The organism is Citrobacter sp. RHBSTW-00887, from assembly GCF_013728095.1.
GTDB classification, from domain to species: Bacteria; Pseudomonadota; Gammaproteobacteria; order Enterobacterales; family Enterobacteriaceae; genus Citrobacter; species Citrobacter braakii.
The window spans coordinates 2370093-2395823 of sequence record NZ_CP056267.1; the positions used below are offsets into that span (position 1 = coordinate 2370093).

Annotated in this window: 26 protein-coding genes and 1 pseudogene; 14 read left to right on the top strand and 13 right to left on the bottom strand. The window is 50.3% G+C overall.

Features of this window, described 5'->3' with window-relative positions; all coding sequences use genetic code 11:
- Positions 1–86 precede the first annotated feature (86 nt).
- A complete protein-coding gene (locus HV314_RS11275) occupies positions 87–1709 on the top strand; it encodes an SIR2 family protein (RefSeq protein ID WP_326928847.1) in 1623 nt (540 codons plus the stop codon).
- A 239-nt stretch (positions 1710–1948) separates the two neighbouring features.
- Here HV314_RS11275 and HV314_RS11280 read toward each other — a convergent pair.
- Positions 1949–3060, bottom strand: a protein-coding gene (locus HV314_RS11280; RefSeq protein ID WP_181548015.1) for an IS3 family transposase whose coding sequence is annotated in 2 segments (ribosomal slippage) — positions 1949–2799 and positions 2799–3060 — 1113 coding nt in all. Because the reading frame shifts where the segments join, the coding sequence is not laid out codon by codon here.
- A 66-nt stretch (positions 3061–3126) separates the two neighbouring features.
- On the opposite strand from HV314_RS11280, the pseudogene tnpA reads away from it, so the two are divergent.
- Positions 3127–3486, top strand: a pseudogene (gene tnpA / locus HV314_RS11285) (IS200/IS605 family transposase); the annotation flags it as partial.
- A 108-nt stretch (positions 3487–3594) separates the two neighbouring features.
- Here tnpA and HV314_RS11290 read toward each other — a convergent pair.
- Positions 3595–4968: an MFS transporter gene (locus HV314_RS11290; RefSeq protein ID WP_181548016.1), complete on the bottom strand. Its 1374-nt coding sequence runs from the start codon at positions 4966–4968 to the stop codon at positions 3595–3597.
- A 174-nt stretch (positions 4969–5142) separates the two neighbouring features.
- Between HV314_RS11290 and kdgR the strand changes: the two genes are divergently transcribed.
- A complete protein-coding gene (kdgR, locus tag HV314_RS11295) occupies positions 5143–5934 on the top strand; it encodes a DNA-binding transcriptional regulator KdgR (RefSeq protein WP_003833778.1) in 792 nt (263 codons plus the stop codon).
- Positions 5935–6046: 112 nt separating this feature from the next.
- On the opposite strand, the gene HV314_RS11300 is transcribed toward kdgR, so the two are convergent.
- Positions 6047–6286 (bottom strand): YobH family protein, encoded by a 240-nt coding sequence (locus tag HV314_RS11300; protein ID WP_016153403.1) that lies wholly within the window; start codon positions 6284–6286, stop codon positions 6047–6049.
- A gap of 164 nt (positions 6287–6450) precedes the next feature.
- Between HV314_RS11300 and mgrB the strand changes: the two genes are divergently transcribed.
- The 6 genes from mgrB (at position 6451) to rlmA (ending at position 10793) form a co-directional block, all read left to right on the top strand.
- Positions 6451–6594 carry a PhoP/PhoQ regulator MgrB gene (gene mgrB, locus HV314_RS11305; RefSeq protein ID WP_016153402.1) on the top strand — a complete coding sequence of 48 codons (144 nt, stop codon included), beginning with the start codon at positions 6451–6453 and terminating at the stop codon, positions 6592–6594.
- Between the two features lie 74 nt (positions 6595–6668).
- Positions 6669–6953, top strand: a complete 285-nt coding sequence (locus HV314_RS11310) for a YebO family protein (protein WP_181548017.1) — start codon at positions 6669–6671, stop codon at positions 6951–6953.
- A 636-nt stretch (positions 6954–7589) separates the two neighbouring features.
- Positions 7590–7733: a DUF2627 domain-containing protein gene (locus HV314_RS11315; protein ID WP_006684179.1), complete on the top strand. Its 144-nt coding sequence runs from the start codon at positions 7590–7592 to the stop codon at positions 7731–7733.
- A 12-nt stretch (positions 7734–7745) separates the two neighbouring features.
- On the top strand, positions 7746–7955 hold the full coding sequence (cspE, locus tag HV314_RS11320; protein WP_001062678.1) for a transcription antiterminator/RNA stability regulator CspE: 210 nt from the start codon (positions 7746–7748) through the stop codon (positions 7953–7955).
- Between the two features lie 219 nt (positions 7956–8174).
- Positions 8175–9920, top strand: a complete 1746-nt coding sequence (gene ftsI / locus HV314_RS11325) for a peptidoglycan glycosyltransferase FtsI (RefSeq protein WP_181548018.1) — start codon at positions 8175–8177, stop codon at positions 9918–9920.
- Between the two features lie 63 nt (positions 9921–9983).
- The gene (gene rlmA / locus HV314_RS11330) at positions 9984–10793 is read left to right on the top strand and encodes a 23S rRNA (guanine(745)-N(1))-methyltransferase (protein WP_181548019.1); all 810 of its coding nucleotides are present in this window, start codon (positions 9984–9986) and stop codon (positions 10791–10793) included.
- Here the strand turns inward: rlmA and mntP are convergent.
- From mntP to manX, 5 genes are all read right to left on the bottom strand, one after another.
- On the bottom strand, positions 10790–11356 hold the full coding sequence (mntP, locus tag HV314_RS11335) for a manganese efflux pump MntP (protein ID WP_016153398.1): 567 nt from the start codon (positions 11354–11356) through the stop codon (positions 10790–10792). The two genes, rlmA and mntP, sit on opposite strands and share 4 nt — an antisense overlap.
- 433 nt (positions 11357–11789) lie before the next feature.
- The gene (locus tag HV314_RS11340) at positions 11790–12248 is read right to left on the bottom strand and encodes a DUF986 family protein (RefSeq protein WP_016153397.1); all 459 of its coding nucleotides are present in this window, start codon (positions 12246–12248) and stop codon (positions 11790–11792) included.
- Positions 12249–12308: 60 nt separating this feature from the next.
- Positions 12309–13160, bottom strand: coding sequence for a PTS mannose transporter subunit IID (locus tag HV314_RS11345; protein ID WP_016153396.1), 852 nt, complete (start codon positions 13158–13160; stop codon positions 12309–12311).
- Positions 13161–13172: 12 nt separating this feature from the next.
- On the bottom strand, positions 13173–13973 hold the full coding sequence (gene manY, locus HV314_RS11350; RefSeq protein ID WP_016153395.1) for a PTS mannose transporter subunit IIC: 801 nt from the start codon (positions 13971–13973) through the stop codon (positions 13173–13175).
- A 58-nt stretch (positions 13974–14031) separates the two neighbouring features.
- Positions 14032–14994 (bottom strand): PTS mannose transporter subunit IIAB, encoded by a 963-nt coding sequence (manX, locus tag HV314_RS11355; RefSeq protein ID WP_016153394.1) that lies wholly within the window; start codon positions 14992–14994, stop codon positions 14032–14034.
- 313 nt (positions 14995–15307) lie between these two features.
- Here manX and HV314_RS27595 point away from each other — a divergent pair, with 313 nt between their 5' ends.
- Both HV314_RS27595 and yoaE read left to right on the top strand, forming a co-directional pair.
- Positions 15308–15466, top strand: coding sequence for a protein YoaL (locus HV314_RS27595; RefSeq protein ID WP_371745393.1), 159 nt, complete (start codon positions 15308–15310; stop codon positions 15464–15466).
- Positions 15454–17013: a CNNM family cation transport protein YoaE gene (yoaE, locus tag HV314_RS11360; RefSeq protein WP_016153393.1), complete on the top strand. Its 1560-nt coding sequence runs from the start codon at positions 15454–15456 to the stop codon at positions 17011–17013. The genes HV314_RS27595 and yoaE overlap by 13 nt, the downstream gene beginning before the upstream one ends.
- A 6-nt stretch (positions 17014–17019) precedes the next feature.
- Here the strand turns inward: yoaE and HV314_RS11365 are convergent, their stop codons facing one another.
- From HV314_RS11365 to pabB, 4 genes are all read right to left on the bottom strand, one after another.
- Positions 17020–18621 (bottom strand): EAL domain-containing protein, encoded by a 1602-nt coding sequence (locus tag HV314_RS11365; protein ID WP_181548020.1) that lies wholly within the window; start codon positions 18619–18621, stop codon positions 17020–17022.
- Positions 18622–18751: 130 nt separating this feature from the next.
- Positions 18752–20116, bottom strand: a complete 1365-nt coding sequence (gene sdaA / locus HV314_RS11370; RefSeq protein ID WP_181548021.1) for an L-serine ammonia-lyase — start codon at positions 20114–20116, stop codon at positions 18752–18754.
- A 183-nt stretch (positions 20117–20299) separates the two neighbouring features.
- Positions 20300–20878, bottom strand: coding sequence for a CoA pyrophosphatase (locus tag HV314_RS11375; protein WP_016153390.1), 579 nt, complete (start codon positions 20876–20878; stop codon positions 20300–20302).
- 3 nt (positions 20879–20881) lie between these two features.
- Positions 20882–22243 (bottom strand): aminodeoxychorismate synthase component 1, encoded by a 1362-nt coding sequence (gene pabB, locus HV314_RS11380; protein WP_181548022.1) that lies wholly within the window; start codon positions 22241–22243, stop codon positions 20882–20884.
- A gap of 83 nt (positions 22244–22326) precedes the next feature.
- On the opposite strand from pabB, the gene HV314_RS11385 reads away from it, so the two are divergent.
- Positions 22327–22506 carry a YoaH family protein gene (locus HV314_RS11385; protein WP_016153388.1) on the top strand — a complete coding sequence of 60 codons (180 nt, stop codon included), beginning with the start codon at positions 22327–22329 and terminating at the stop codon, positions 22504–22506.
- Between the two features lie 6 nt (positions 22507–22512).
- On the opposite strand, the gene HV314_RS11390 is transcribed toward HV314_RS11385, so the two are convergent.
- The gene (locus tag HV314_RS11390; protein ID WP_016153387.1) at positions 22513–22857 is read right to left on the bottom strand and encodes a RidA family protein; all 345 of its coding nucleotides are present in this window, start codon (positions 22855–22857) and stop codon (positions 22513–22515) included.
- 141 nt (positions 22858–22998) lie between these two features.
- Here HV314_RS11390 and HV314_RS11395 point away from each other — a divergent pair, with 141 nt between their 5' ends.
- Together HV314_RS11395 and tsaB are read left to right on the top strand one after the other, a co-directional pair.
- Complete coding sequence (locus HV314_RS11395; RefSeq protein ID WP_016156792.1) at positions 22999–24909, top strand: ATP-dependent DNA helicase; 1911 nt, start codon at positions 22999–23001, stop codon at positions 24907–24909.
- Positions 24910–24967: 58 nt separating this feature from the next.
- Positions 24968–25663 (top strand): tRNA (adenosine(37)-N6)-threonylcarbamoyltransferase complex dimerization subunit type 1 TsaB, encoded by a 696-nt coding sequence (tsaB, locus tag HV314_RS11400; protein ID WP_094761103.1) that lies wholly within the window; start codon positions 24968–24970, stop codon positions 25661–25663.
- Positions 25664–25731 lie beyond the last annotated feature (68 nt).

Here is a 25731-nt window from a genome sequence, read left to right on the forward strand (position 1 = left end):
ATCAACCCACGCAACGAAGAGAATACATTGAAAGTTGCATTACTTCTGCTAATCCTTCTTGGGGTTATGTCTATTTAGTTAATCTGTTGAAAGAAAAACACTTTAACACAGTATTTACCACCAATTTTGATGATTTGCTTAATGAGGCTTGCTATACCTTTTCTGATAGTTTAAGACCTGTCGTTTGTGCTCATGATTCCAGTATAAATAGTGTTAGGTTGACATCATCTAGGCCAAAAATTATAAAACTACATGGTGATTTTCTTTTTGATAATATAAAAAATACAATTAGAGAGCTCGAGTCACTTGAAGACAATATGCGATCTAAATTCAGGCAGTTTGCAAATGAATTTGGTATGATCGTGATAGGTTACTCTGGCCATGATCGTTCGATCATGGATACTTTAAATACATTACTGCATAGTAAAACATGTTTCCCGCATGGTATATATTGGTGTACACGAGATAAATTTGAAGACCTACCTGACGGGCTAAAAAATCTTGCACGTTTTCCTCGATTCCACTTAATTCAAATAACTGGATTTGATGAGTTCATGGCTGAGCTTCATCTCGCACTAGGCTGTAAGCTTCAGGATGAGGTGGTTAATCCATATTCGGCGTTATCAAAAAAACTCGACAAGTACTTCATATCCTTGCAGGATACTGATGTCGACGAATTGTCATCACATCCTTTGATTAATTCTGATATGATAAATTTAGCCGATCATGTGAGACAAGTGAATTCGGTGAGCCAGTTTGTAAGAAAAATAAAATCACTTCTTCCTTCCGGAAAAACAAATATTGATGATGCATCAATAACTCAGTCTCTAGAGCTCATGCTCAAAGAAACTCGTTTTGCAGGTGGCAGAGATAGCATATTATTTTATAATACACCCAATTTCCTAATTGCTAATTCAGCTTTCCGCGCTGAAGAGTATGATGAATGTATTGAGTATTGTTTGAAACATCTTGAAAATGGACCTTTTGTAGAAGCGGTTATACTAATTTGTCGGGCAGCCTTTAAAAAAGGGGATATGTCGTTACTGGATGAGCATATTCAGCATTTGAAAACCTACTCAGGATTAAAAGATAGCGAGGTTAGCAAGTCTGTTAACTTCTGTGTAGAGTTAATTTCTGAACAGCAGTACGAAAGGGCGCTCGAAATTCTTGGTTACTTAGAGTTGCTTCCTCTTGGGGTAGGTCACAAAGATCTAGTTTTAATAAATAGTGCTTTAATTGCCAGATTAAATGATAATGCAGTGAATGATAAGCAGAAAACAGGTTTGCGGGATATTTACGCTCAATCAATTGACAATAACTCCTATTGGAATGCGTTTGGTGCGGCAGTTCTTCTTGATGACGATGAGGCCGCGATTGGAATTGCTGCTCATTTATCAGAAAGTTCATTTAGAAGTATCCTTTGGCTTGAAATGCCAATCTTCAACCTCATCTCGACGCCTCTGTATGAGCAACTTACTGCTTTAGCACACGAGAGGGGATTCGAGGTTCCTGATGTGGAGGAGACTGATGAGGAGGAAAATGTTGAATCTGTCTCTGAACAAGCCTCTGATCATCAAATCATTCTGGATGTCCAAGCCACTAAAACAAACAAAAGTGGTGATAAACCGGAAGGCACATTGACTCCTTTGATTTCAAATGGTATTGATGTTTCAGGAGAAACTAATCCTACAGATTTCATAAATTCTTAGGTCCCTTGCTCAAGGTTTTGATCTAGACTGTTGAAGATTAGGTACTGATGGTCATAAGGAGCATTGCATGAAAGAAAAAAACTTAAACTCCCCTAAGCTTCCTGAAGCTAACAAAGAGAAACTGAAAGCATTGTTAACTAAATGACATTAGGCCGCGCAAGCGGCCTTCTTCTTATCTGTCGTAGAGCATTCTATCTATTCTATTGATTTTTATATATGCTATTGTAAATAGACCCGTTTTAGTTCCATGCATTTTTTGAGATCCCGGCCAAATAATGGTGCTGTCGGTATTCCTCCGGTGTCATATTGTTCAGTGATTCATGCGGGCGTTCACAGTTATATTCTGACAACCATTTTTCCGTGATTTCCCGCACTTCACTCAGCGTTCTGAACAGATAAAAATCGAGTATTTCTGTACGGTATATCCGGTTAAAGCGCTCAATGAAAGCGTTCTGCGTCGGCTTACCTGGCTGGATAAACTCCAGTTTTACTGCATGTTTCTCTGCCCATTCGGCCAGTGCCAGAGAGATAAATTCCGGGCCATTATCCATGCGCAGCATGACCGGATACCCGCGATTTGCCGCAATCCTGTCGAGTACACGGACCACTCGCTGAGCTGGCAGATTCAGATCGATTTCAATCGACAATGCCTCACGGTTAAAGTCATCAACGACATTGAACGTGCGAAAACGACGACCACAGACCAGAGCATCATGCATAAAATCGACAGACCAGCTCTGGTTCAGCGCTTCCGGTGTGGCCAGTGGCGAGGGATTACGCACCGGCAACCGTTGTTTGCCTTTACGGCGAAAATTCAGCTTCAGCAGACAATAAATACGATGGATCCTTTTGTGATTCCACGGGTATCCCTGCCGCCGCAGAACCTGGAAAAGTTTTGGAAAACCGTATCGTGGGTATCGCTCGGCCACTGCCTGCAACGCGACAATAACAGGTTCGTCACGCGTGGTATCCGGACGGTAATGGTAAACCGTTCTGCTCAGGTTCAGACTCCGGCAGGCCTGACGGATACTGAGTCCAAATGTCGTTATCAGATGAGTGACCAGCTCACGCTTAAAGGCTGGTTTTAAAGCTTTTTTTCGATAACCTCTTTCAGCGCCCGGTTCTCAAGGCTCAGGTCGGCAAACATCTGTTTGAGACGTCGGTTCTCGTCCTCAAGATCCTTGATCTTTTTAATATCAGAAGCCTCCATGCCGCCGTATCTGGACTTCCAGTTGTAGTAGGTGGCTTCAGAGATACCGGGCTCCCGGCAGACATCTTTAACAGTTCGTCCGGCTTCAACCGACTTAATCACAGAGATGATCTGATGCTCAGTAAAACGGGCTTTACGCATAGCGATCTCCTTCGTTGGCAGATTGATTATGCCGGATGAGCTCTAAATGTGAATGGCACGATTATGCGGGATACTTACAGCAGCATCTTAAGAAAGCTGTGTGAGTGGAAAAACGTGCGGATCCTGGAAGCGGAATGCTGTGCGGATCATATCCATATGCTTGTGGAAATCCCACCCAAAATGAGCGTATCCGGCTTTATGGGGTATCTGAAAGGGAAAAGCAGTCTGATGCTGTATGAACAGTTTGGGGATATGAAATTCAAGTACAGGAATAGAGAGTTCTGGTGCCGGGGATACTACGTAGATACGGTGGGTAAGAACACGGTGAAGATACAGGAATACATAAAGCACCAGCTTGCAGAAGATAAAATGGGTGAGCAGTTATCGATCCCTTATGCGGGTAGCCCGTTTACGGGCCGTAAGTAACGAAGTCTGATGCAAATGTCAGATCGTATGCGCCTGTTAGGGCGCGGCTGGTAACAGAGCCTTATAGGCGCATCCGAAAAACCTCCGGCTATGCCGGAGGATATTTATTTATGCCTGAACTCGCGGTTGCGTAATACGTAAACCACTCACAATTGCTGCCAGCGAGGCCAGAATTCCAGCGGTTATCAGCGAGACGTGCGTTCCACTGTCGCCAAACTGGTTTAGCATCAGCGCGACCAGTGCAGCCCCGGTACTCTGACCCAGTAAGCGCGCCGTCCCCAGCATACCGCTTGCCCCACCGCTGCGTTCACGCGGCGCGGAGGTGATGATGGTGTGATTATTTGGGGACTGGAACAAGCCAAAGCCCGCGCCGCACAGAATCATCGGCCAGATGATATTAAAATCGGAGGGGGAAACGGGCAGCAGCACCAGCGAAAACAACCCGCTTGCCATCAACGCCATGCCCAGTGCGCCCAACAGCCCGGCGTGAACGCGTTCAATCAGATATCCCGCCAGCGGTGCCATCACCATGGTTGCCAGCGGCCATGGCGTCAACAGCAGGCCTGTTTCGACCTCGCTGCGTCCGAGCACCGTTTGCATAAAGAAAGGCAGGGAAACCAATGCCAGCATTTGTGCGCAGAATGAACATATCGAGGTACAAATCGAGAGTGAAAACAGTGGAATGCGTAACAGGTCAACCGGCAGTAATGGCACCTCCAGCGCGAGCTGGCGTCGGATAAAGAAAAAACCCACCACCATAAGCGCCACAAGCTCGGCACCAATCAGTTTTAGCGACTGTCCTTGTGCAAAGCCGCTGAGCGCCGTAATTAACAAGCCAAACGTTAAGGCATTCATTACCGCACTGGGCAGGTCAAAGCGTGGTTTAGTGCCGCGAGACGCATTGGCTGGCAAAAAACGCATCGCCAGCAACAGGGCAACTATTCCCAGCGGGACGTTAATCAGAAACAGCCATTTCCAGGAGGCAATAGAAAGAATTGCTGCGGCAATGGTCGGACCCGCAGCCGAGGAGACCGCGACGATAAAGGAGTTAATCCCCATCCCCCGCCCAAGCTGATGCTGGGGATAAATAAGTCGGATCAATGCCGTATTCACGCTCATTAGCGCCGCACCGCCAAAACCTTGGGCGACGCGAGCCAGCGTCAGCATGTGCAACGAATCTGACAAGGCACAAAATAGCGATGCAAGCAGGAACACGACCAGGCCACACTTATAAATACGCCGGTAACCGAACATATCGCCTAAAAAAGAGAGGGACAGGAGCGAAACGACGATCGCGATTTGATAGGCGTTCACAATCCAGATTGAGCTGGCAGGTGAGGCCTGAAGATCGGCGGCGATAGTTGGCAGGGCCACGTTCGCTATTGCACCGTCGAGTACTGCCATAGAAATGCCAATAACAATGGTTAAAATTGCGCCATATCGCTGGGGCAATGGCAGACCATCGGCCTGAATTTTTTCCATAGAAAGTCGATATTTGTGGAATTTATGATGAAAGTATTAATTTTAGCATTGATATTCAGGTGTTAGGTCGCAGATTTGTAACTAAGTGAGCAAAGAGCGATTGCGAGGGTTGGTACGTGAAATTATAATAAAAACCGGTTCTGATTTTTATAAAACACTCGAAAGGGGTGATAAATGGCAATCGCAGATCTGGATAAGCAACCCGATTCTGTATCTTCCGTGCTGAAAGTTTTTGGCATTCTGCAGGCGCTGGGTGAAGAGCGCGAAATTGGTATTACCGAGTTGTCGCAACGCGTCATGATGTCGAAAAGCACCGTTTATCGCTTTTTGCAGACCATGAAAACGCTGGGTTATGTGGCACAGGAAGGGGAGTCTGAGAAATACTCACTGACCCTGAAATTATTCGAGCTGGGCGCGCGCGCGTTGCAAAACGTCGATCTTATCCGTAGCGCTGACATTCAGATGCGCGAACTTTCGCGCCTGACCAAAGAGACTGTACACCTCGGTGCGCTGGATGAAGACAGCATCGTCTACATTCACAAAATCGACTCTATGTACAATCTGCGCATGTATTCCCGCGTTGGTCGTCGTAATCCGCTGTACAGTACAGCTATCGGTAAAGTTCTGCTGGCATGGCGTGACCGCGATGAAGTGAAGCAGATTCTGGATGGCATTGAGTACAAACGCAGCACCGATCGTACCATTACGAATACTGATGAATTACTGGTACTGCTGGATAAAGTACGTGAGCAGGGTTACGGCGAAGATAACGAAGAACAGGAAGAAGGCCTGCGCTGCATCGGCGTACCGGTGTTTGACCGTTTCGGCGTGGTTATTGCGGGGTTGAGTATTTCATTCCCAACGCTGCGTTTCTCAGAAGAGCGTTTACACGAGTATGTGGCAATGCTGCATACGGCAGCGCGCAAGATTTCAGAACAAATGGGCTATAACGACTATCCGTTCTAATCTGACGTAATCGCGAATGTTAAAAACCCCAGGTATTTTGTACCTGGGGTTTTTTATGAACAGTCATAACGTTACCTGGCGTAAATAACGTATCGAATGTAATGTTGCATTATTAGCCGTTATCGATAATGACCGTGCTTTTCCTTAACAGGGGACAATCCGACAGGCCAATGATACCGCTACTGGTGTGGACGTACTGTGCCGTGCTGGTTCCACGGGCAGTCAGATATTGGCATTGCAGACCCAGACCGGCAGCATTCTCCTTACTTCCAATCAAAATTCCATAGCCGCTCAATAATAAACCGATCCAAACCAGAGCTAACAACACAATAGCGCGGATAATCAGACGCATTACAACCTCTTATTTTTTCTCATTGTTATTAGATTAGCCTGTACACGGTATGAAACAAGTCAATCATTCCTAAAAAGATTGAATGCCTATACAGTTAACGCTGGGTTTAGGTAACGCATGATAATTTATAGACATAAGATGTGGAGTTGAAGAGTGGAGCTGGAGTGAAAAAAATTCGCTGGGTAGTGCTGATTGTTGTTGTACTGGTATGCATACTGATGTGGGCGCAGGTGTTCAACATCATGTGCGATCAGGACGTACAATTTTTCAGCGGTATTTGTGCCTTCAATAAATTTATTCCCTGGTAAGCGCATTTTCGCAACAGTTGATTACCTTCTTGTGCGGCAGTGGTAAACTACACTGTCTACATTGAGGTGGTAAAATGAACGAAGTTTTGAATTCTGGCGCGTTGAGTTTTGCGCCTTTAGCGGTATCGGTGGTGGTTCTGATTGTTGGGCTTGTTCTTTGGTTTTTTATCAATCGGGCAAGTTCGCGTACTAACGAGCAGATTGAGCTGCTTGAGGCATTGTTAGATCAGCAAAAAAGACAGAATGCTTTGTTACGTCGCCTTTGCGAAGCTAACGAACCCGAGAAAGCAGCAGAGCCTACTGCACTGCCCATTAAGGATAAAGACGATGACATCATCCGCCTGGTAGCTGAGCGGTAAAAAAGGTATGGCAGGATGAGGAAAGGCTGTTGTTGTTCTCAGTTGCTTCATCCTGTCGTCAGCGCGTCAGATTATTTTCTTCTGTCCCCGTCGTGTAATTGGCGGCCGGGCAGTCATCTATTCTCAGTATTTTCAGATGCTCCGCCTAATTAATATCTTATCCCCAGTCTGATATAAATATAATCTTCCATACGTAAAAAATATGATTATGTCATTTTTGTGATAACGATCGTTTTATTAACAGCGAAACGTTTCTCTTACTTTTTTTGTGCCTTGTCATCATTCTTTCATTATTTTGGTGCAAAACCAGAAGGCGGATCTCATTTTTACGCTTGTGACATTTTATGCATTACTAAGCATAAAAAATGATATCTGGCAGAACTCGTAACAGATAACCTGGAACAACTGAACCTATTGAGCTATGGTAGAAATATCCCAGCTATGGCGCAAGTCAGGCGGGGATAGGGGAGAGAGGCGAGAATATAATTCTACTCGATCTGGCGCATAACTGTGCAGTTGCTGTTTGATGGACGACGGGATTTGTGCGACCGATCGAGACACGTTTAAAAATGGCTTGCCATTATTAACGTTGTATGTGATAACACGTTTTGGGTTAAACGAGGTACAGTTCTGTTTATGTGTGGCATTTTCAGTAAAGAAGTCCTGAGTAAACACGTTGACGTTGAATACCGCTTCTCTGCCGAACCTTATATTAGTGCCTCAAGCAGTAATGTCTCAGTTTTATCTATGTTATGCCCGCGGGCGAAGAAAATACTCTAAGGAATTTTGCAAATGGCAAAGATTAAAGGTCAAGTTAAGTGGTTCAACGAGTCTAAAGGTTTTGGTTTCATTACTCCGGCTGATGGCAGCAAAGACGTGTTCGTACACTTCTCCGCTATCCAGGGTAACGGTTTCAAAACTCTGGCTGAAGGCCAGAACGTTGAGTTCGAAATTCAGGACGGCCAGAAAGGTCCGGCTGCTGTTAACGTAACAGCTATCTGATCGACACCACTGATTTGAAGCGCTTTTGCGCATCCATCTCAGATATAAAGCCTCGCTTATGCGGGGCTTTTTAATTCAAATTACGTCAAAATATTACTGAATGCCCATCCATTAGCGCTTTGTTGCAAAGGCGTGATGTTCGTAGCATAGTTTTCCCCGCTTTCTTGCGGCATTTCCCGTTAAATCAGACACCTGAAAAACTATCTTGTTGGAGATCGGGTGAAAAAGAAAAACGACGGCGATGCACGCAATTTTACTCCCGTACGTTTTGCCCTGCTTTGCGTGGCAATATTATTGAGCCTTGGATTGCTGCTGGGGCGGGTTGCGTGGTTGCAAATTGTCACGCCGACGAATCTGGTAAAACAGGAAGACATGCGTTCCTTACGCGAGGTGTCCATCGCTTCGCCACGCGGAATGATAACCGACAGAGAAGGGCGACCGCTGGCGGTAAGCGTTCCGGTTAACGCCGTCTGGGCCGATCCGAAGACGATTATCAGCAAGGGTGGCGTTGGCTATAACGAACGTTGGCAGGCGTTAGCGAAGACGCTGCATATTTCTCTCAGCACGCTGGCTGAACGCGTTAACAGCAATCCAGCCGGGCGGTTTATCTATCTGGCGCGCCAGATCTCTCCTCAGCAGGCAGAATGGGTCGATAAACTGGATCTGCCGGGAATCAACCTGCGTGAAGAGTCCCGCCGCTTTTATCCCGCCGGACATGTTGCGGCCAATCTGATTGGTTTCACCAACATTGACGGTCAGGGGATTGAAGGGCTGGAGAAAAGCTTCAATAGCCAGTTGATGGGCAAACCTGGCTCCCGCCTGGTACGGAAAGACAAATTTGGCCATGTCATCGAAAATATCACGGAAGTGATGCCGGTGCCGGCGCATGAATTACAGCTCAGCATTGATGAGCGCTTGCAGACGGTTACTGAAGACGCGCTGGACAATGCCGTGACATGGAATAAAGCGGAATCAGGGGCCGCAGTGCTGGTCAACATTGCCTCCGGCGAAATACTCTCCATGGCAAGCTTTCCCGATTTCAATCCCAATAACCGTGATGGCGCGGTACTGGATGATTTTCGTAATCGTGCAATTAGCGATACCTTTGAACCCGGTTCAACCGTAAAACCACTGGTGATTATGACCGCTCTGCAGCAGGGGATAGTACAGCCTGACAGCGTGATTGATACTCATCCTTTTATTGTTGATGGGCATCGCATCCGCGACGTCGGATTTTACCCGGAGCTATCGCTGACCGGGATCTTGCAGAAATCGAGCGATACCGGCGTGTCACACCTTTCGCTGGCGATGCCGGTACAGAAATTACTGAATACCTATAAAAGCTTTGGCTTTGGCGATCCAACCGGACTGGGTTTAACCGGGGAAAGCCGCGGATTAATGCCTCAACGCCGCTACTGGAGCGATCTGGACCGGGCAACCTTCGCATTTGGCTATGGATTAATGGTGACGCCGCTCCAACTGGCGCATGTATATGCCACCATCGGCAGTTTTGGTATCTATCGACCCCTTTCTATTACGCGTATCGATCCGCCGGTAATAGGTACGCGGGTGATGCCGGAGGCGTTGGTTCACCAGGTTGAACATATGATGGAAAGCGTCGCGCTACCCGGCGGCGGGGGAACCAAGGCCGCGGTCAGAGATTATCGCGTCGCGGTTAAGACCGGAACGGCAAAGAAAATTGGCGATGACGGCAAATATGTCGATAAATATGTGGCCTATACGGCGGGCGTTGCGCCAGCAAGCGACCCAAAGTTCGCGCTGGTTGTGGTTATAAATAACCCGCAAAACGGTGCTTATTATGGGGGGGCAGTCTCCGCGCCTGTATTCAGCCAGATAATGGGCGATGTCCTGCGTCTGGAAAACGTAAAGCCGGACGGTATGCCTCCCGACTCCGATCATCTGCTGGTAATGCACGGCAGCAACGTATCCTCGCCGTCGCTGTAAGTTATTTTCCCAGGGCGCAATTCGCGTTACACTTGCGCCCTTAAGTCACCTGCCGGAGTTGTCATGTCGTTTTCCTGTCCTCTTTGCCACCAGCCTCTTACTCAAGCGAATAACAGTTTTGTCTGCCCTGGGCGGCACCAGTTTGACGTGGCGAAAGAAGGGTATGTCAACTTACTGCCGGTTCAGCACAAACGGTCGCGCGATCCGGGTGATAGCGCGGAGATGATGCAGGCGCGCCGGGCATTTCTCGATGCCGGACACTATCAGCCGCTGCGCGATGCAATTGTGGATGCGCTCACCCGGAGGTTGAGTTCAGAAGATGCGGCGATCCTGGATATTGGCTGTGGGGAAGGGTATTACACCCATGCGTTTGCCGATGCGCTGACGGGCTGTACAACCTTTGGTCTTGACGTTTCTAAAGTGGCGATTAAGTCCGCAGCCCGACGTTATTCGCAGGTGACCTTTTGCGTTGCCTCCAGCCATCGTCTGCCATTTGCCGACGAGTCAATGGATGCCATCATCCGGATCTACGCGCCCTGTAAAGCGCCGGAGCTGGCTCGCGTGGTCAAACCGGGTGGCTGGGTTATTACCGCCACGCCGGGTCCGCGTCATTTAATGGAGCTGAAAGGGCTGATTTATGATGAGGTGCGTTTGCATGCGCCACACACTGAGCAACTGGACGGTTTTGTTCTGCAAGAGAGTCTTGCGCTGGGGTATCAGATGCAGCTCAAAGGTAGCGAGGCCGTTGCGTTACTGCAAATGACGCCGTTCGCCTGGCGGGCAAAGCCGGAAGTGTGGGAAACGTTAGCCGGAAAAACGACGTTTGACTGCCAGACAGACTTTAGTATTCATATCTGGCAGCGCCTGAATTAACCGTGGAAGTGTGCCCAGAGGATCTGGGCGCCAATACCTATCAGTACCACCCCGCCCAAAATTTCAGCTCGCTTGCCCAGCATCGGGCCAATGAAACGACCGATCATCATGCCGAGCGTAGACATAATCAACGTGGCGCAGCCGATGGCCAGAGCAGTGGCAATAATGTTGACCTGCAGGAAAGCCAGACCCACCCCGACGGCCATTGCGTCGAGACTGGTTGCAATGGCGGTGGTGACCAGCAGCCAGAAGCCATGGCGGCGCTGTGGCTCTTCATCTTCATCCCCGTCGTCGCGAAAGCCTTCTATTATCATTCGTCCGCCTAAAAAGATCAGCAGAATGAAGGCGATCCAATGGTTCCACTCCAGTACAAATTTGCTGGCGAGCATACCCATGCCCCAGCCAATGAGCGGCGTAAGCGTTTCAACGGCGCCGAAAATAAGACCGGTGCGTAGTGCTTCAGAAAATTTGGGTTTATGCAGGGTGGCGCCTTTGCCAATTGATGCAGCGAAAGCATCCATCGACATGCCGAAAGCAAGAAGAACAGTAGCGGTGAGATTCATAACAGCGTCCTGACCGGGGTATCCATAACACACATCACTGCCCCCAGTAACCATGCATACAGGCTGGAATCACTGTAAATACAGCGCCATTCAGGTATGCATTGCAGTTGATGTGCCTATGGTCTCGCCTGACTGAACCTGTAAGATCAGTCCGTACGCGCCACGTTTTTCAACGAGTATGTTGACACGTACATTTCCGGAGTCTGGAAATCGGCTACTCCCCAACGACGGGCGCAACCTTAACATATTTTGAGAATATAAAACAAGAAACGCAGAAATAATATTTGGCCTCTAATTGAAAACGATTTTCATTTAGATTTATTTATAAATAAAACGTTAAAATAAATAACATTATGAGCAGTGGGATATAGCCTTAGCTATGTTTATTTTGGAATGGATATATATAAAACATAGTTCAGGCTATATTTTTAACTCATTGATTTGAAATTAAAAGTTTATATATGTTTTCGAGATCGTCTATATTACGTACGCGAATCAGTAATCTTCGATGTTCTAATTGCATCACCAGGACACCGTCTTCAGATAAATTCATCTCTTTAATCCGGTTATATTCAATCCAGACATTGGCGAAAAAAAAGCCTTTCTGTTTGAAGATGATTTTTGGCGTACGGATCCAAAACAGATACAGTCCCATCAATACCAGTGCACATAATAACCATGTGGTAAATTGCGCGCCGTGGCTGGTGATGTTGTTGTAGATAAGAATAGCAATCAAGCCAAGGAAGATAACGCTGTCGACTCTGCTACGAGGAAGCAGGGCGACAGACAACAGAGTAGGGCCATTACGGCGGGGCATGATGAACTGATCGTAAATGGCATACGCCAGCAGCGAAAAGATAAAAAGAACCAGCACCAGGTCCGTGATAGTCATGAATCCTCAACCCTCTAAATAGAAAAACCGGGGGCAAGCCCCCGGCGGTGTACAACAGTCTTACAGGCCGAGCAGTCCGACAGCGTAGCCCGCGATACCGATGACGAAGAAGCCAACGATGATCCACAGCGGGTTCACTTTTTTACGCAGCAGCCACATACAGGCGAAAGTCAACAGCAGAGGAACCAGACCCGGCATCAGCTGGTCAAGGATAGTCTGCACAGTGGTGACGCGAGTCTGACCATCCTGACCGGTGATGGTGGAAACCACCAGCGGGATGTTTACGTGCGTCCACTTGTTAACCAATGCCCCCATGACAAACAGGCCGAGGATTGACGCCCCCTCAGTCAGTTTCTGCAGGAAGCCGCCGCCCATATCTTTAACGATATCGATACCTTTACGGTAGCCGTATGCCACACCGTAGTAACGGGTTGCCAGACGAACCAGGTTAAACAGGATGAAGAACAGCAGTGGTCCAAGCAGACTGCCGCTCATCGCGATACCTGCGCCAAGTGCGGCGAATACCGGACGTACGGTACCCCAGAAGATCGGGTCGCCCACGCCTGCAAGCGGTCCCATCAGACCAACTTTGATACCGTTGATGGCACCATCGTCAATCTCTGCGCCGTTTGCACGCTGCTCTTCCATCGCCAGCGTAACGCCCAATACGGGGGCCGCTACGTACGGATGGGTATTAAAGAATTCCAGGTGACGCTTAATAGCCTGCTTACGTGCGTCGTTGTTTTCCGGGTACAAGCGGCGGATAGCCGGCACCATGGAGAAACAGAAACCCAGCGCCTGCATACGTTCGAAGTTCCAGGAACCCTGAAACAGGTTAGAACGAAGGAACACGCCACGAATGTCACTCGGAGTGAGTTTTTTCTCGGTGGTAGTTTTAGTCATATCAACCATTTCGCTCACCTGCTAGTCCAGTTCGTTATCGAGATCGTTATTGCCAGCCGCAGCAGCAGGTGCGCCGGCTACGCGGTTATATTTCGGGCTCAGCTGAATGTAGAGGATAGCCATTACTGCGCCAATCACACCCAGAGCAACCAGGTTGAAGTTAGTAAATGCCGCGGTGACGAAGCCGAGGTAGAAGAACGGCATCAGGTAGCCTGCGCGCATCATGTTGATGACCATCGCATAACCAACCACTACGATCATACCCCCTGCGATGTTCAGACCGCCGGTCACAACTTCCGGAATGGCATTAAGCATGCTCTGAACTTCACTGGTACCAACAGAAATCGCCACGATTACCGCCGGGATAGCGATACGCATAGCCTGCAGGAACAGGGAGGATACGTGCAGCCAGGAGATCGCCGTCAGGTTACCGTTTTCTGCCGCCTTATCCGCTGCGTGCTGGAATGCTACGGTGATAGTACGAACGATGATGGTCAATACCTGGCCTGCTGCTGCCAGTGGGATAGCCAGCGCGATACCTGCACCAATGCTTTGGTGACCCGCGATAACCAGAACGGTAGAGATAATTGAGGCCAATGCGGCATCAGGTGCAACCGCAGCACCGATGTTCATCCAGCCCAGGGCGATCATTTCCAGGGTACCACCGATGATGATACCGGTTTTCATATCACCGAGAACGGCACCAATCAGCGTACAGGCCACCAACGGACGGTGGAACTGAAATTCATCGAGTACCGACTCCATACCCGCGATACATGCGACGATGAACACCAGCACAATCTGAAGAGTGGTAATCTCCATTGTACTTCTCCTATTGCTATACAGACTTAAGTGTGAAAACTAAGTAAATGCCAGGGCGTTATTTCACCTTGGCAATCAAATCCATCATTTTCAGTTTCTGATCGGTAGAAACCTTACGAGCCTCGAGCTCAATACCGCGTTCGTTGAGTTTCTTGAAGGCTTCGATGTCTTTTTCATCGACAGAAATTGCGTTGTTTACCTGCGTTTTACCCTGACGGAAAGCCATACCGCCAATGTTTACAGAGGTAATTTTCACACCACCTTCAACGATACGTTCTACGTCGGTCGGGTTGGTAAACAACAGCATCACACGCTCACCTGCATATTTCGGGTTGTTGTAGACGCGGATCATTTTCGCGACATCAACCACATGCGCCGTCACACCCGGAGGTGCAACCTGGGTCAGCAGCGTTTTACGCACGGTATCGGCGGCAACTTCATCACTGACGACGATAATGCGTGTTACGTTGGTTTCTTTGGTCCAGCGAGTTGCCACCTGACCATGGATTAAGCGGTCATCAATACGCGCCAGGCCGATCTGCATATAATCGTTCGGACCCATCGGTTTGGCGGGAGCTGCTGCTTTTGGCGCCGCGACTGGGGCTGGAGCGGCTTTCTCCACCGGTTTTGCTTTCAGCGCTTTCACGCCTTCGCTACCGGTTTCAACGGCCAGTGCTACTAATTCATCGAAGCTGGGGTTGTCATCACGCGCCATGAAGGTTTCAACCAGCATGGGAATGTTCACACCGGCGATGACTTCGTAATGCTCTTTATCGACGACAATGCGGCTCGCAGCGTTAAACGGGCTGCCTCCCCATGTGTCAACGAGAAACAGCACGCCTTTACTGGTATCGAGTTTTGCCAACTGAGCGTTGTACTTTTCAATCAGCGTTTCGGCATTTTCGCCTGGAACGAAATCGATCCAGCCGACGTTTTCCTGCTCGCCTAACAGCATTTCTGCTGTCTTAAGTAACTGCTCTGCAGCCCAACCATGTGTGCCTATTACAATAGCAATGGTCACTTGCTACCTCCTTTATTATCGTTAACACATCAACGTGAAGATGTATTTGAATCGTCGTCCGCAATCGAATCGATTCAGATAAGGGTTACAAAGAAAAACCTATGATTTTCGTGAATTATTTTAGATATCGAAAAAAATATTTTATGTGATGAAGATCCGTAATTTAACTTCCGATAAAAAGAAATTTCGAAGGGTAAAATATCTCCGAAACAACTTATTGCAAAGGAAGGTAAATCTTTGCTAAAAAACGGTTGTCTCTGTTATGTTTAGCATCGGTTTAATTACTCAGGAGTATAGGGCAGTAGCTCACCATATGGATCGTCACCGACGTCATTTCACTATCAGGCCGTATCAAGCCTGTCAGATTGGCACTTTTTGCCACAAATTTTCTCTGCATATCGCTTCAACGCCTGAGATCCTCAGCGCGCAGTTTGGTCATTCCTTAAGCAGGAGCTTGTCATGGAATTATTAATGGACCCGCAGATTTGGGTGGGTTTGCTCACGCTTGTCGTTCTCGAAATTGTTCTGGGTATTGATAACCTGGTCTTCATTGCGATCCTGGCTGATAAGCTGCCGCCAAAACAGCGAGATAAAGCGCGTTTAATCGGTTTGTCACTGGCACTGGTTATGCGCCTGGGCTTGTTGTCCGTGATTTCGTGGATGGTGACGCTAACTAAGCCGCTATTTACGGTAATGGACTACTCGTTCTCGGGGCGCGATCTGATCATGCTGCTGGGGGGGATTTTCCTCTTGTTCAAGGCCACGACAGAGCTGCATGAGCGGCTGGAAAACCGTGAACATGATACCGGCCAGGCAAAAGGGTATGCGAGTTTTTGGGTTGTTGTGACGCAGATTGTCATCCTCGACGCGGTGTTCTCGCTGGATGCCGTTATTACGGCGGTCGGTATGGTCAACCATCTGCCGGTGATGATGGCGGCGGTCGTGATTGCTATGGCCGTGATGCTGCTGGCTTCTAAGCCGCTGACACGATTTGTGAACCAACATCCGACGGTGGTGGTGCTGTGTCTGAGCTTCCTGTTAATGATCGGTCTGAGCCTGGTTGCCGAAGGGTTTGGCTTCCATATTCCGAAAGGCTATCTGTATGCGGCGATTGGCTTCTCAATCATCATTGAGTTGTTTAACCAGATTGCCCGTCGGAACTTTATTCGCCACCAGTCGACGCTGCCGCTGCGTGCGCGCACTGCCGATGCAATCCTGCGTCTGATGGGGGGTAAAAGTCAGGCCAGCGCGCAGATGGAATCCGACAACCCGGTGCCGGTTCCCGTCCCGGAAGGCGCATTTGTGGAAGAAGAACGTTATATGATTAATGGCGTCCTTTCTCTGGCGTCGCGTTCATTACGTGGCATTATGACGCCTCGTGGCGAAATTAGCTGGGTTGATGCAGACCTGAGCGTGGAGGAAATTCGCGAGCAATTGCTCTCGTCACCACACAGCCTGTTCCCGGTGTGTCGTGGCGAACTGGATGAAATCATCGGTATTGTGCGTGCTAAAGAGCTGCTGGTCGCGCTGGAAGACGGTGTGGATGTGGCGGCCATTGCCTCTGCGTCTCCGGCTATTATTGTCCCGGAAACGCTGGATCCTATCAATCTGTTAGGTGTTCTGCGACGTGCCCGCGGCAGCTTTGTTATCGTCACTAACGAGTTTGGTGTAGTCCAGGGTCTGGTCACGCCGCTGGACGTATTAGAAGCTATTGCCGGTGAATTCCCGGATGCCGATGAAACGCCTGAAATTATTGCTGATGCAGGCGGTTGGTTGGTGAAAGGTGGTACCGATCTGCATGCGTTGCAACAGGCGCTGGACGTGGATACGTTAGTGAATGAAGATGAAGATATCGCCACGGTGGCAGGTTTAGTCATTGCCGCTAACGGCCATATTCCACGCGTAGGTGATGTTATCGATGTTGCACCGTTGAGCATTACGATTGTCGAAGCCAATGACTATCGTGTGGATTTAGTTCGCATTGTTAAAGAACAACCCGCTCACGACGAAGACGAGTAAGCGGGGTTAGCGAAACGGCATAACGTGCATACTGTGTCGCCCGTTATGCCGGGCGGGCGGCGGCGTGCTGCCCGCCAGCCATTTGGGAAAATCGCGCAGCGGCATCGGCTTTGCATACAAAAAGCCTTGCAATAAATGTACGCCGTGTCGGCGCAAATGCTGTGCCTGCGCCTGTGTTTCAACGCCTTCCGCCACCAGTTCTATATTCAGTTTTTTCCCCAAAGCGATAATGATGTCTGTGACGGTTGAGTTCACGGCGTCTGTCCCGATTGCTGAGGTAAATGATTTATCTATCTTCAGCACATCCGGGCGAAGCTTTTCCAGCCAGGAGAGCGAGCTGTTGCCGGTGCCGAAATCGTCAATTGCCAGCTTTACGCCAAGCCGATTTAACTCGCGCACGACCCGATAATCCACATCCAGTAACGCATCGCGCTCGGTGAGTTCGATAACCAACTGCTGAATAGGGTGCTGGCTGAACCAGTACTGGTTGAGATCTTTTAGCAGCGTACCGTTACGAAAATGGCTGGCGGCAACATTTATCCCAATATGAAACTGGCTGCTCATCGGGAATACGTGCCGTTGCTGAATGGTTTCTGCGATGACATGACGGGTAAGCGGCACAATCAGGTTGTGCTCCTCTGCGATGGGAATAAACACTTCGGGAGAGATCCAACCCTGGCGCGGGTTATTCCAGCGTAAAAGGATTTCCACTCCCATACATTGCTGGGTTTGCGCATTAAGTAGCGGCTGGCAAAACAGCTCGAATTCCCGTGCAGCAAGGGCCAGATTTATCTCCCAGGAGAAGCTCATTCTGCTGGCGGTCGCCAGCCATGCCAGGTAGCCCACTAAAAAACTTAGGATCACCGCCAGCGGCAGTTGTGTTGGCAAATGTTTTATAGCCAGTTCGCTGGCACCCGGACCGGTAACGCTGATAGTAAAGGGGAAATGTTGCGATGAGAGCTGGTAGCGTTTTTCATTATTCAGTTCAGGTAGCGTATCGACAACACCCAGTCCATATAGCAAATGGCGATTACCGACGGTTAAGCTGGCATGGGTAATTTGCGGTGGCTGGGGTTCAAGCAACATGGACGATAATAAATCAATGTTAACGATTTCCAGCACGCCATCTGAGCCATCGGCAGATGCTGGATACCATTGCGTCAGAATCGGACTGCCCTTAATCAACGAATGGTCGGTAGACAGCAGCAATTGCGGCTCCCGACTGGGTAATTCAGGCTCCAGTTGGCGAATAGGCACATTGCGATAGCCAAAAATGCTGGAACAATAAAGGACCCCGCTCTGAATCAGGCTGATAGAACGTACCGTTTGCAGTCTGGCTGCATGCTTACTCAGAGGTAAACGCGCGACTGAACAGGGAAGCCCAATCAGCGGTAGCAGTACATCGCGTCCGGTCTGTAGGGGCAAAAGCACGTCATCCAACTCTTCAACGGCGTGGTTGGCAAAGGTAACGGTATTGCGATGATTTAAATTACGCTCCGAAATAAATCGGACAGTTAATGTGAGAATGAGCGTCAGTAGTGCACATAATGTGCAGACGATTAAGCGATTCCGGCGATAGTTCTTGATGATCCTTTGCGCTGTTTGCATGCGGGCCGCCCGATAAGCCGTTGGTCACAGTAGCCAACAGCAACAGAGCAAGTGTAGTGGGGAAAATTACGCCAGACGAGGGAGAGGGGGCAAATTCGCCCATCCGTCGCAGATGGGCGAAAAATAAGTATTAGTCACATTGAACTTTGATTGCCAGACCACCGCGTGACGTTTCACGGTATTTGGCGTTCATGTCTTTACCTGTTTCGTACATGGTCTCAATGACTTTATCCAGCGAGACGCGCGGAGCGCTGGTACGGCGCATTGCCATACGCGCAGCGTTGATCGCCTTCACTGACGCAATGGCATTACGTTCGATGCACGGAACCTGTACCTGTCCCGCAACCGGATCGCAGGTTAAGCCGAGGTTATGTTCCATGCCGATTTCAGCAGCAACACACACCTGCTCAGGGCTCGCGCCTAACAGTTCAGCCAGACCCGCGGCAGCCATGGAACAGGCTACGCCCACTTCACCCTGACAACCCACTTCTGCACCAGAGATAGACGCGTTCATTTTGTACAACGCGCCAATCGCGCCGGCCGCCAGGAAATAACGGGTATAGATATCCGGGCTGACGGACTCGATGAAATGATCGTAATAGGCCAGTACCGCAGGGACGATACCGCAGGCACCGTTGGTTGGCGCAGTAACTACGCGACCACCCGCGGCGTTTTCTTCGTTAACGGCCAGCGCGAACATGTTCACCCAGTCGATCACGTTCATCGGATCGTTGGACAGCTTGTCGCTGGAAACCAGCATACGACGCAGGGCTGAAGCACGACGAGGAACGCGCAGCGGACCCGGCAGCACGCCTTCGGTGTTCATACCACGATCGATACAAGCCTGCATGGTTTGCCAGACGTTACCAAAGTATTCTTCAATCTCTTTTTTACTGTGCAGAGCAAGTTCGTTCTGCATCGCCATGCCAGAGAGAGACAGGCCGGTGCTGTTGCAGTATTCCAGCATTTCGGTGGCGGATTTGAACGGATAAGGCACACTGACCTCGCCCGCGGCATCCTGACCAAAATGTTCTTCATCAACGATGAATCCACCGCCGATGGAGTAGTAGGTTTTGCTGTAAATGACGGTTTCGCCACTGTACGCGTGGATCTGCATTCCGTTTTCATGCAGCGGCAGGTTGCCGTTGTGAAAACGCATTCCGTCATTCTGCGGGAAATCCACTTCGTGCTGGCCCAGCGCAAGCAGCAGGCGTCCACGCGTTTCTACGTCTCGGATAAATCCGGGGATGCTGTCAATATCCACGGTAGCAGGCTCATTGCCCGCCAGACCCATAATAATGGCGATATCGGTATGGTGACCTTTACCCGTGAGCGACAGTGAACCATACACGTCGACGGCGACACGAGTAACGCTGTCCAGTAATCCTTTTTCGACCAGGTCATCGACGAACTGTTTACCCGCCTTCATAGGCCCTACGGTATGGGAAGATGAGGGACCAATCCCCACCTTAAACATGTCGAATAGACTAATCACGATAATACTCCTACAGGGCGACTGGGGTTTCCAGTAACGATGTTATAACTGCGCATAGTGTAAGAGGGAACGCGGCGATCGGCTTAACTATTCACATGAATTAAACTAATAGATAACCGCGGTTTTACTAATGTTGTGACCTGAGTTTCAAGTTGTCTATGGTGTGCGTAAAGATAAGTATAGTCAGGGCTTGACGCCAATTTGCAGCGCCAGCTCACGAATTATTCCGGCGGTCATTCCCCAGACGAAATATTGCTCATACCAGGAAAGCCATACACGATGTGAATCGCCGCGACGGTAGATATCCAACGGATGATAACGACCTAAATGCAGGGCTTGTGCCAGCGGCATTTCGAACACGGCGGAAACTTCATCAACACTTGCGCGATACGGCAAATTTGGCGGGATAATGCCTACCACCGGCGTGACCTGGAAACCGGTCACACTGTCGACCGGCGGCAGAACGCCAATCACCTCCACGCAGGATGGTGGGATCGCCACTTCTTCCTGCGCTTCGCGAAGGGCGGCGGCAATTAACGAGGCATCGCTGCTATCCACCGCGCCGCCGGGAAAGGCGACCTGTCCGGCATGCTTGCGCAGATGAACGGATCGCTGAGTTAACAGCAACCCCGGCTGTGCACGACGCACGACGGGGATCAGTACGGCGGCCTGACGCTGGTTTAACGCAGTATGATTAACCTGCGGGCGCAGGAGTTGAAAGCGCGATAAAAAATCATCAAGCGTCAGGCTGCTGTATTCCACGTGTCAGTTCTCCAGTTGGTGCAAAATACGATTCACTTTATCAAACGTTTCCTGATACTCCGCATCTTCCTGGCTGTCCGCCACAATGCCACCGCCAGCGGAACAATAAATGCGTCCGTTGGTGGCTGTCAGCGTGCGAATGGTAATGCTGGTATCCATATTGCCGCAAAAGCTCAGATAGCCAATGCTACCGCACCAGGCGTTGCGTCTTTGCGGTTCCAGTTCGTCAATAATTTCCATTGCCCGCACTTTTGGCGCACCGGTAATAGAGCCGCCGGGGAAGGCGGCACGCAGCAGGTCAGTGGCGTGCAATGACTCTGGCAGACGCGCGGTAATGGTGCTGACCAAATGATGAACGGCAGGGAACGGTTCGACAACAAACAGTTCCGGAACCTGTACCGAACCGGGTTCGGCAACGCGGCCGATATCATTACGCATTAAATCGACGATCATCAGGTTTTCCGCCTGATCCTTTGGGGAGTTCGCCAGTGATTGAGCCTGCTGACGATCGGCATCGGCATCTTCAAGTCTGGGCAGCGTGCCTTTAATCGGACGCGTCTGGATGTGCTGGTTTTCCAGCAGAATAAAACGCTCAGGTGAAAGGCTGAGAATCGCTCCCTCCTCAAGACGTATAAACGCACTGAACGGGGCGCGGTTCGCATGGTTGAGACGTACAAACGCTAACCATTCATCTCCTTGATAATGCGCCTGAAAGCGCTGGGCAAGATTGACCTGATAGCAATCGCCGCTGTGCAGATAACGCTGCACCTGACGGAACCTTTCACCATACTGCTCGCGGGTCATGTTTGACTGCCACGAGGATGTTAACGAAAACGGTTCGCGCACGGGTATCTGTTGATTTTCCAGCCAACGGCGTCGTGCCTGTACATCGGAGTGGCTAAGTAGCGACACCCTTTGCAACTGATGATCGACAATCAGCGCCCAATCGTAAATGCCAACCGCCATGTCCGGTAGCGTGATATCCTGTTCGGCTTCCGTTGGCAGAGATTCAAAACGACGGCCTAAGTCATAACCGAACAGACCCAATGCGCCTCCCTGGAAGGGAAAATCGGGATTATAATCGGGCTGAATAGTCAGCGATGTCAGCGCCGAACGTAAAACCGTCATCGGATCATCAACCGTTTGCATAGTGCCGTGATGGTCATGCACAACGGTCTCTTCTGCATGTGTGACCAGCGTGGTAATGGGGTCGGCGACCAGAATATCAAAGCGATTATGCGGATGGTCGGCATGGCCCGAATGCAAAAGCATTGCCCAGGGCTGGTGGCTTAATGTGGCAAAATAGTGCTCAGCGGCGTCCAGACGCCAGGGGAGTGTGATTACAGCGGGAGATAACGTCTTCATCAGTCCTGACTCGTTGCTACTTCACTGGCTATGTGCCGGGTAGCATGAAATAATTAGCGCTAATAATTTAGCAGGAGTTCACCATGATTGCAGGTTTACCTTCACTCACGCACGATCAGCAGCAACAGGCGGTTGAACGCATTCATGAACTGATATCCCAGGGGATGAGCAGTGGCGAGGCGATTACGAAAGTGGCTGCTGAATTACGCGCCAGTCATACCGGCGAGCGGATCGTGGCGCGTTTTGAAGATGAAGACGAATAACGCCGCTTATACCGCAGCGATAATCTTAATTTCAACTTTGTATTTCGGGTTCATTAACCCGGCCTGAACGGTGCAACGTACCGGCGCGTGACCAGCAACAACCCATGCGTCCCAGGCTTTGTTCATGGCGGCAAAATCATTTTTGTCCGCCAGGAACAGGGTGGCATCAAGAATACGTGACTTGCTGCTGCCCTGTTTTTCCAGCACCGCATCAATTTGCGCCAGCGTATTTGCCGTTTGCTCAAAGGCGTCGGCATCCAGATTTTCCGGTACGCCGGTGTAATACAACGTGTTGTTGTGGATAACCACGTCGGACCAACGCGCTTCGGCATCAATGCGCACAATCGTCATAAATCATTCCTCATTTACGTTTTTTCATAATGGCTTCGGGTTGCGCCAAGACTGCCATAATGTTGTGTCCACGTCACCTCTTCAACTGGCGAAAGAGCCGCTGGCCTGACATAATCCCTGTTCAAATGAACAGGGGGCAGTGTGACGGACGATTTTGCAGCAGACGGTCAGTTGGCTAAAGCGATACCCGGTTTTAAACCGCGTGAACCACAGCGGCAGATGGCCTTCGCCGTCAGTCATGCTATCGAAAAATCACAGCCGCTTGTTGTCGAAGCCGGAACAGGAACGGGTAAAACCTACGCTTATCTTGCCCCCGCGCTGCGTGCCGGAAAGAAAGTGATCGTCTCCACGGGCTCGAAGGCGTTGCAGGATCAGCTATACAGCCGCGATTTACCCACAGTAGCGAAGGCTCTGGAATTCACGGGTAAACTGGCGCTACTGAAAGGGCGTTCAAACTATCTGTGTCTTGAGCGTCTCGAACAACAGGCGCTGGCGGGCGGTGACCTGCCGGTACAGACTTTAAGTGACGTCATTCTGCTACGCTCCTGGTCAAATCAAACCCTTGATGGTGACATCAGCACCTGCGTCAGCGTGGCGGAAGACTCTCAGGCCTGGCCGCTGGTGACGAGCACAAACGATAATTGCCTTGGGAGCGACTGTCCGCTGTACAAAGAGTGCTTTGTCGTTAAAGCGCGCAAGAAGGCGATGGATGCAGATGTCGTCGTGGTAAACCACCATCTGTTTCTCGCTGATATGGTAGTGAAAGAGAGTGGGTTTGGCGAGCTGATCCCGGAAGCTGAAGTGATGATCTTCGATGAAGCGCATCAGTTACCGGATATCGCCAGCCAGTATTTTGGTCAATCGCTCTCCAGTCGCCAATTGCTGGATCTGGCGAAAGACATCACCATTGCCTATCGCACCGAGCTGAAAGACACTCAACAGCTTCAAAAATGCGCCGACCGGCTGGCGCAAAGCGCGCAGGACTTCCGCCTGCAGCTGGGCGAGCCGGGCTATCGAGGAAACTTGCGGGAACTGCTGGCCGACCCGCGCGTGCAGCGCGCGTTTTTGTTGCTCGATGACACGTTGGAGCTGTGTTACGACGTGGCGAAACTGTCTCTCGGACGTTCCGCTTTGCTGGATGCCGCGTTTGAACGTGCCACGCTTTACCGTACTCGTCTGAAGCGCCTGAAAGAGATCAACCAGCCAGGTTTCAGCTACTGGTATGAATGCACCTCGCGCCATTTCACCCTTGCGCTGACGCCGCTCACGGTGGCGGATAAATTCAAAGAAGTGATGGAACAGAAGCCGGGCTGCTGGATTTTTACCTCCGCGACGCTGTCGGTAAACGATGATCTTCATCATTTCACCGCGCGGCTGGGTATTGAAGATGCCGAGTCGATGCTGCTGCCAAGTCCATTTGATTACACGCGCCAGGCGCTGCTGTGCGTGCCGCGTAATCTCCCGCAAACCAACCAACCGGGAGCGGCGCGTCAGTTGGCATCCATGCTGCGTCCTATTATCGAAGCGAACAACGGACGCTGTTTTATGCTGTGTACCTCGCACGCGATGATGCGCGATCTGGCGGAACAATTCCGCGCCACCATGACCCTTCCCGTGCTGCTGCAGGGCGAAACCAGTAAAGGACAACTGTTACAGCAGTTTGTCAGCGCAGGTAATGCGTTACTGGTTGCCACCAGCAGCTTCTGGGAAGGGGTGGACGTGCGTGGCGATACGTTGTCGCTGGTGATTATTGATAAACTGCCGTTCACCTCGCCCGACGATCCGCTGTTAAAAGCGAGGATGGAGGACTGCCGTTTGCGCGGCGGCGATCCGTTTGAAGACGTTCAGTTGCCGGATGCGGTAATCACCCTGAAACAGGGCGTGGGGCGTCTGATTCGTGACGCCGACGACCGCGGGGTGCTGGTGATTTGCGACAACCGTCTGGTGATGCGACCTTACGGTGCCACTTTCCTGGCAAGCCTTCCGCCTGCGCCGCGGACGCGTGATATTGCTCGCGCTGTTCGTTTTCTTGCCATACCAACGACTGAGTAATTTGTTACGGAGTGTGGTAAGATGCGCGCCAAATTTATTGACCTGATCACAAACACCCATGCGAATTCTGGCTATCGATACCGCCACAGAGGCGTGCTCTGTTGCCCTGTGGAATGACGGTACTACCAAGGCTCATTTCGAGCTTTGCCCACGAGAACACACCCAACGAATTTTACCAATGGTCGAGGAAATCCTGGCTGCTGGCGATCTCACGTTAACCGATATCGACGCTCTGGCGTTTGGTCGCGGTCCTGGCAGTTTCACCGGTGTACGTATTGGGATTGGCATTGCTCAGGGGCTGGCGTTAGGCGCGAATTTACCGATGATCGGCGTCTCCACCCTGGCAACAATGGCGCAGGGCGCCTGGCGTAAGTCGGGCGCGACCCGCGTACTGGCCGCGATCGACGCGCGAATGGGCGAAGTCTATTGGGCCGAATACCTGCGTGATGAGCACGGCAACTGGCACGGTGAAGAAACCGAAGCGGTGCTAACCCCCGAGCAGGTGCATGCGCGTTTACTGCAACTGTCTGGCGAGTGGGTAACGGTCGGAACAGGCTGGCCTGCCTGGCCTGAGCTCGGTAAAGACAGCGGTCTGACGCTGAGCGATGGCGACGTTTTGCTTCCGGCGGCTGAAGATATGCTGCCTGTTGCCACGCAAATGCTGGCTGCCGGTAAGACCGTGGCGGTTGAACATGCGGAACCGGTTTATTTACGTAACACCGTGGCATGGAAGAAACTTCCCGGTAAAGAATGAATCTTAGTAGTACATCCCCGGTTAATTCGCACAGCCGTCAGTGCGCAGCATGGTGAATTGGTCGGGGC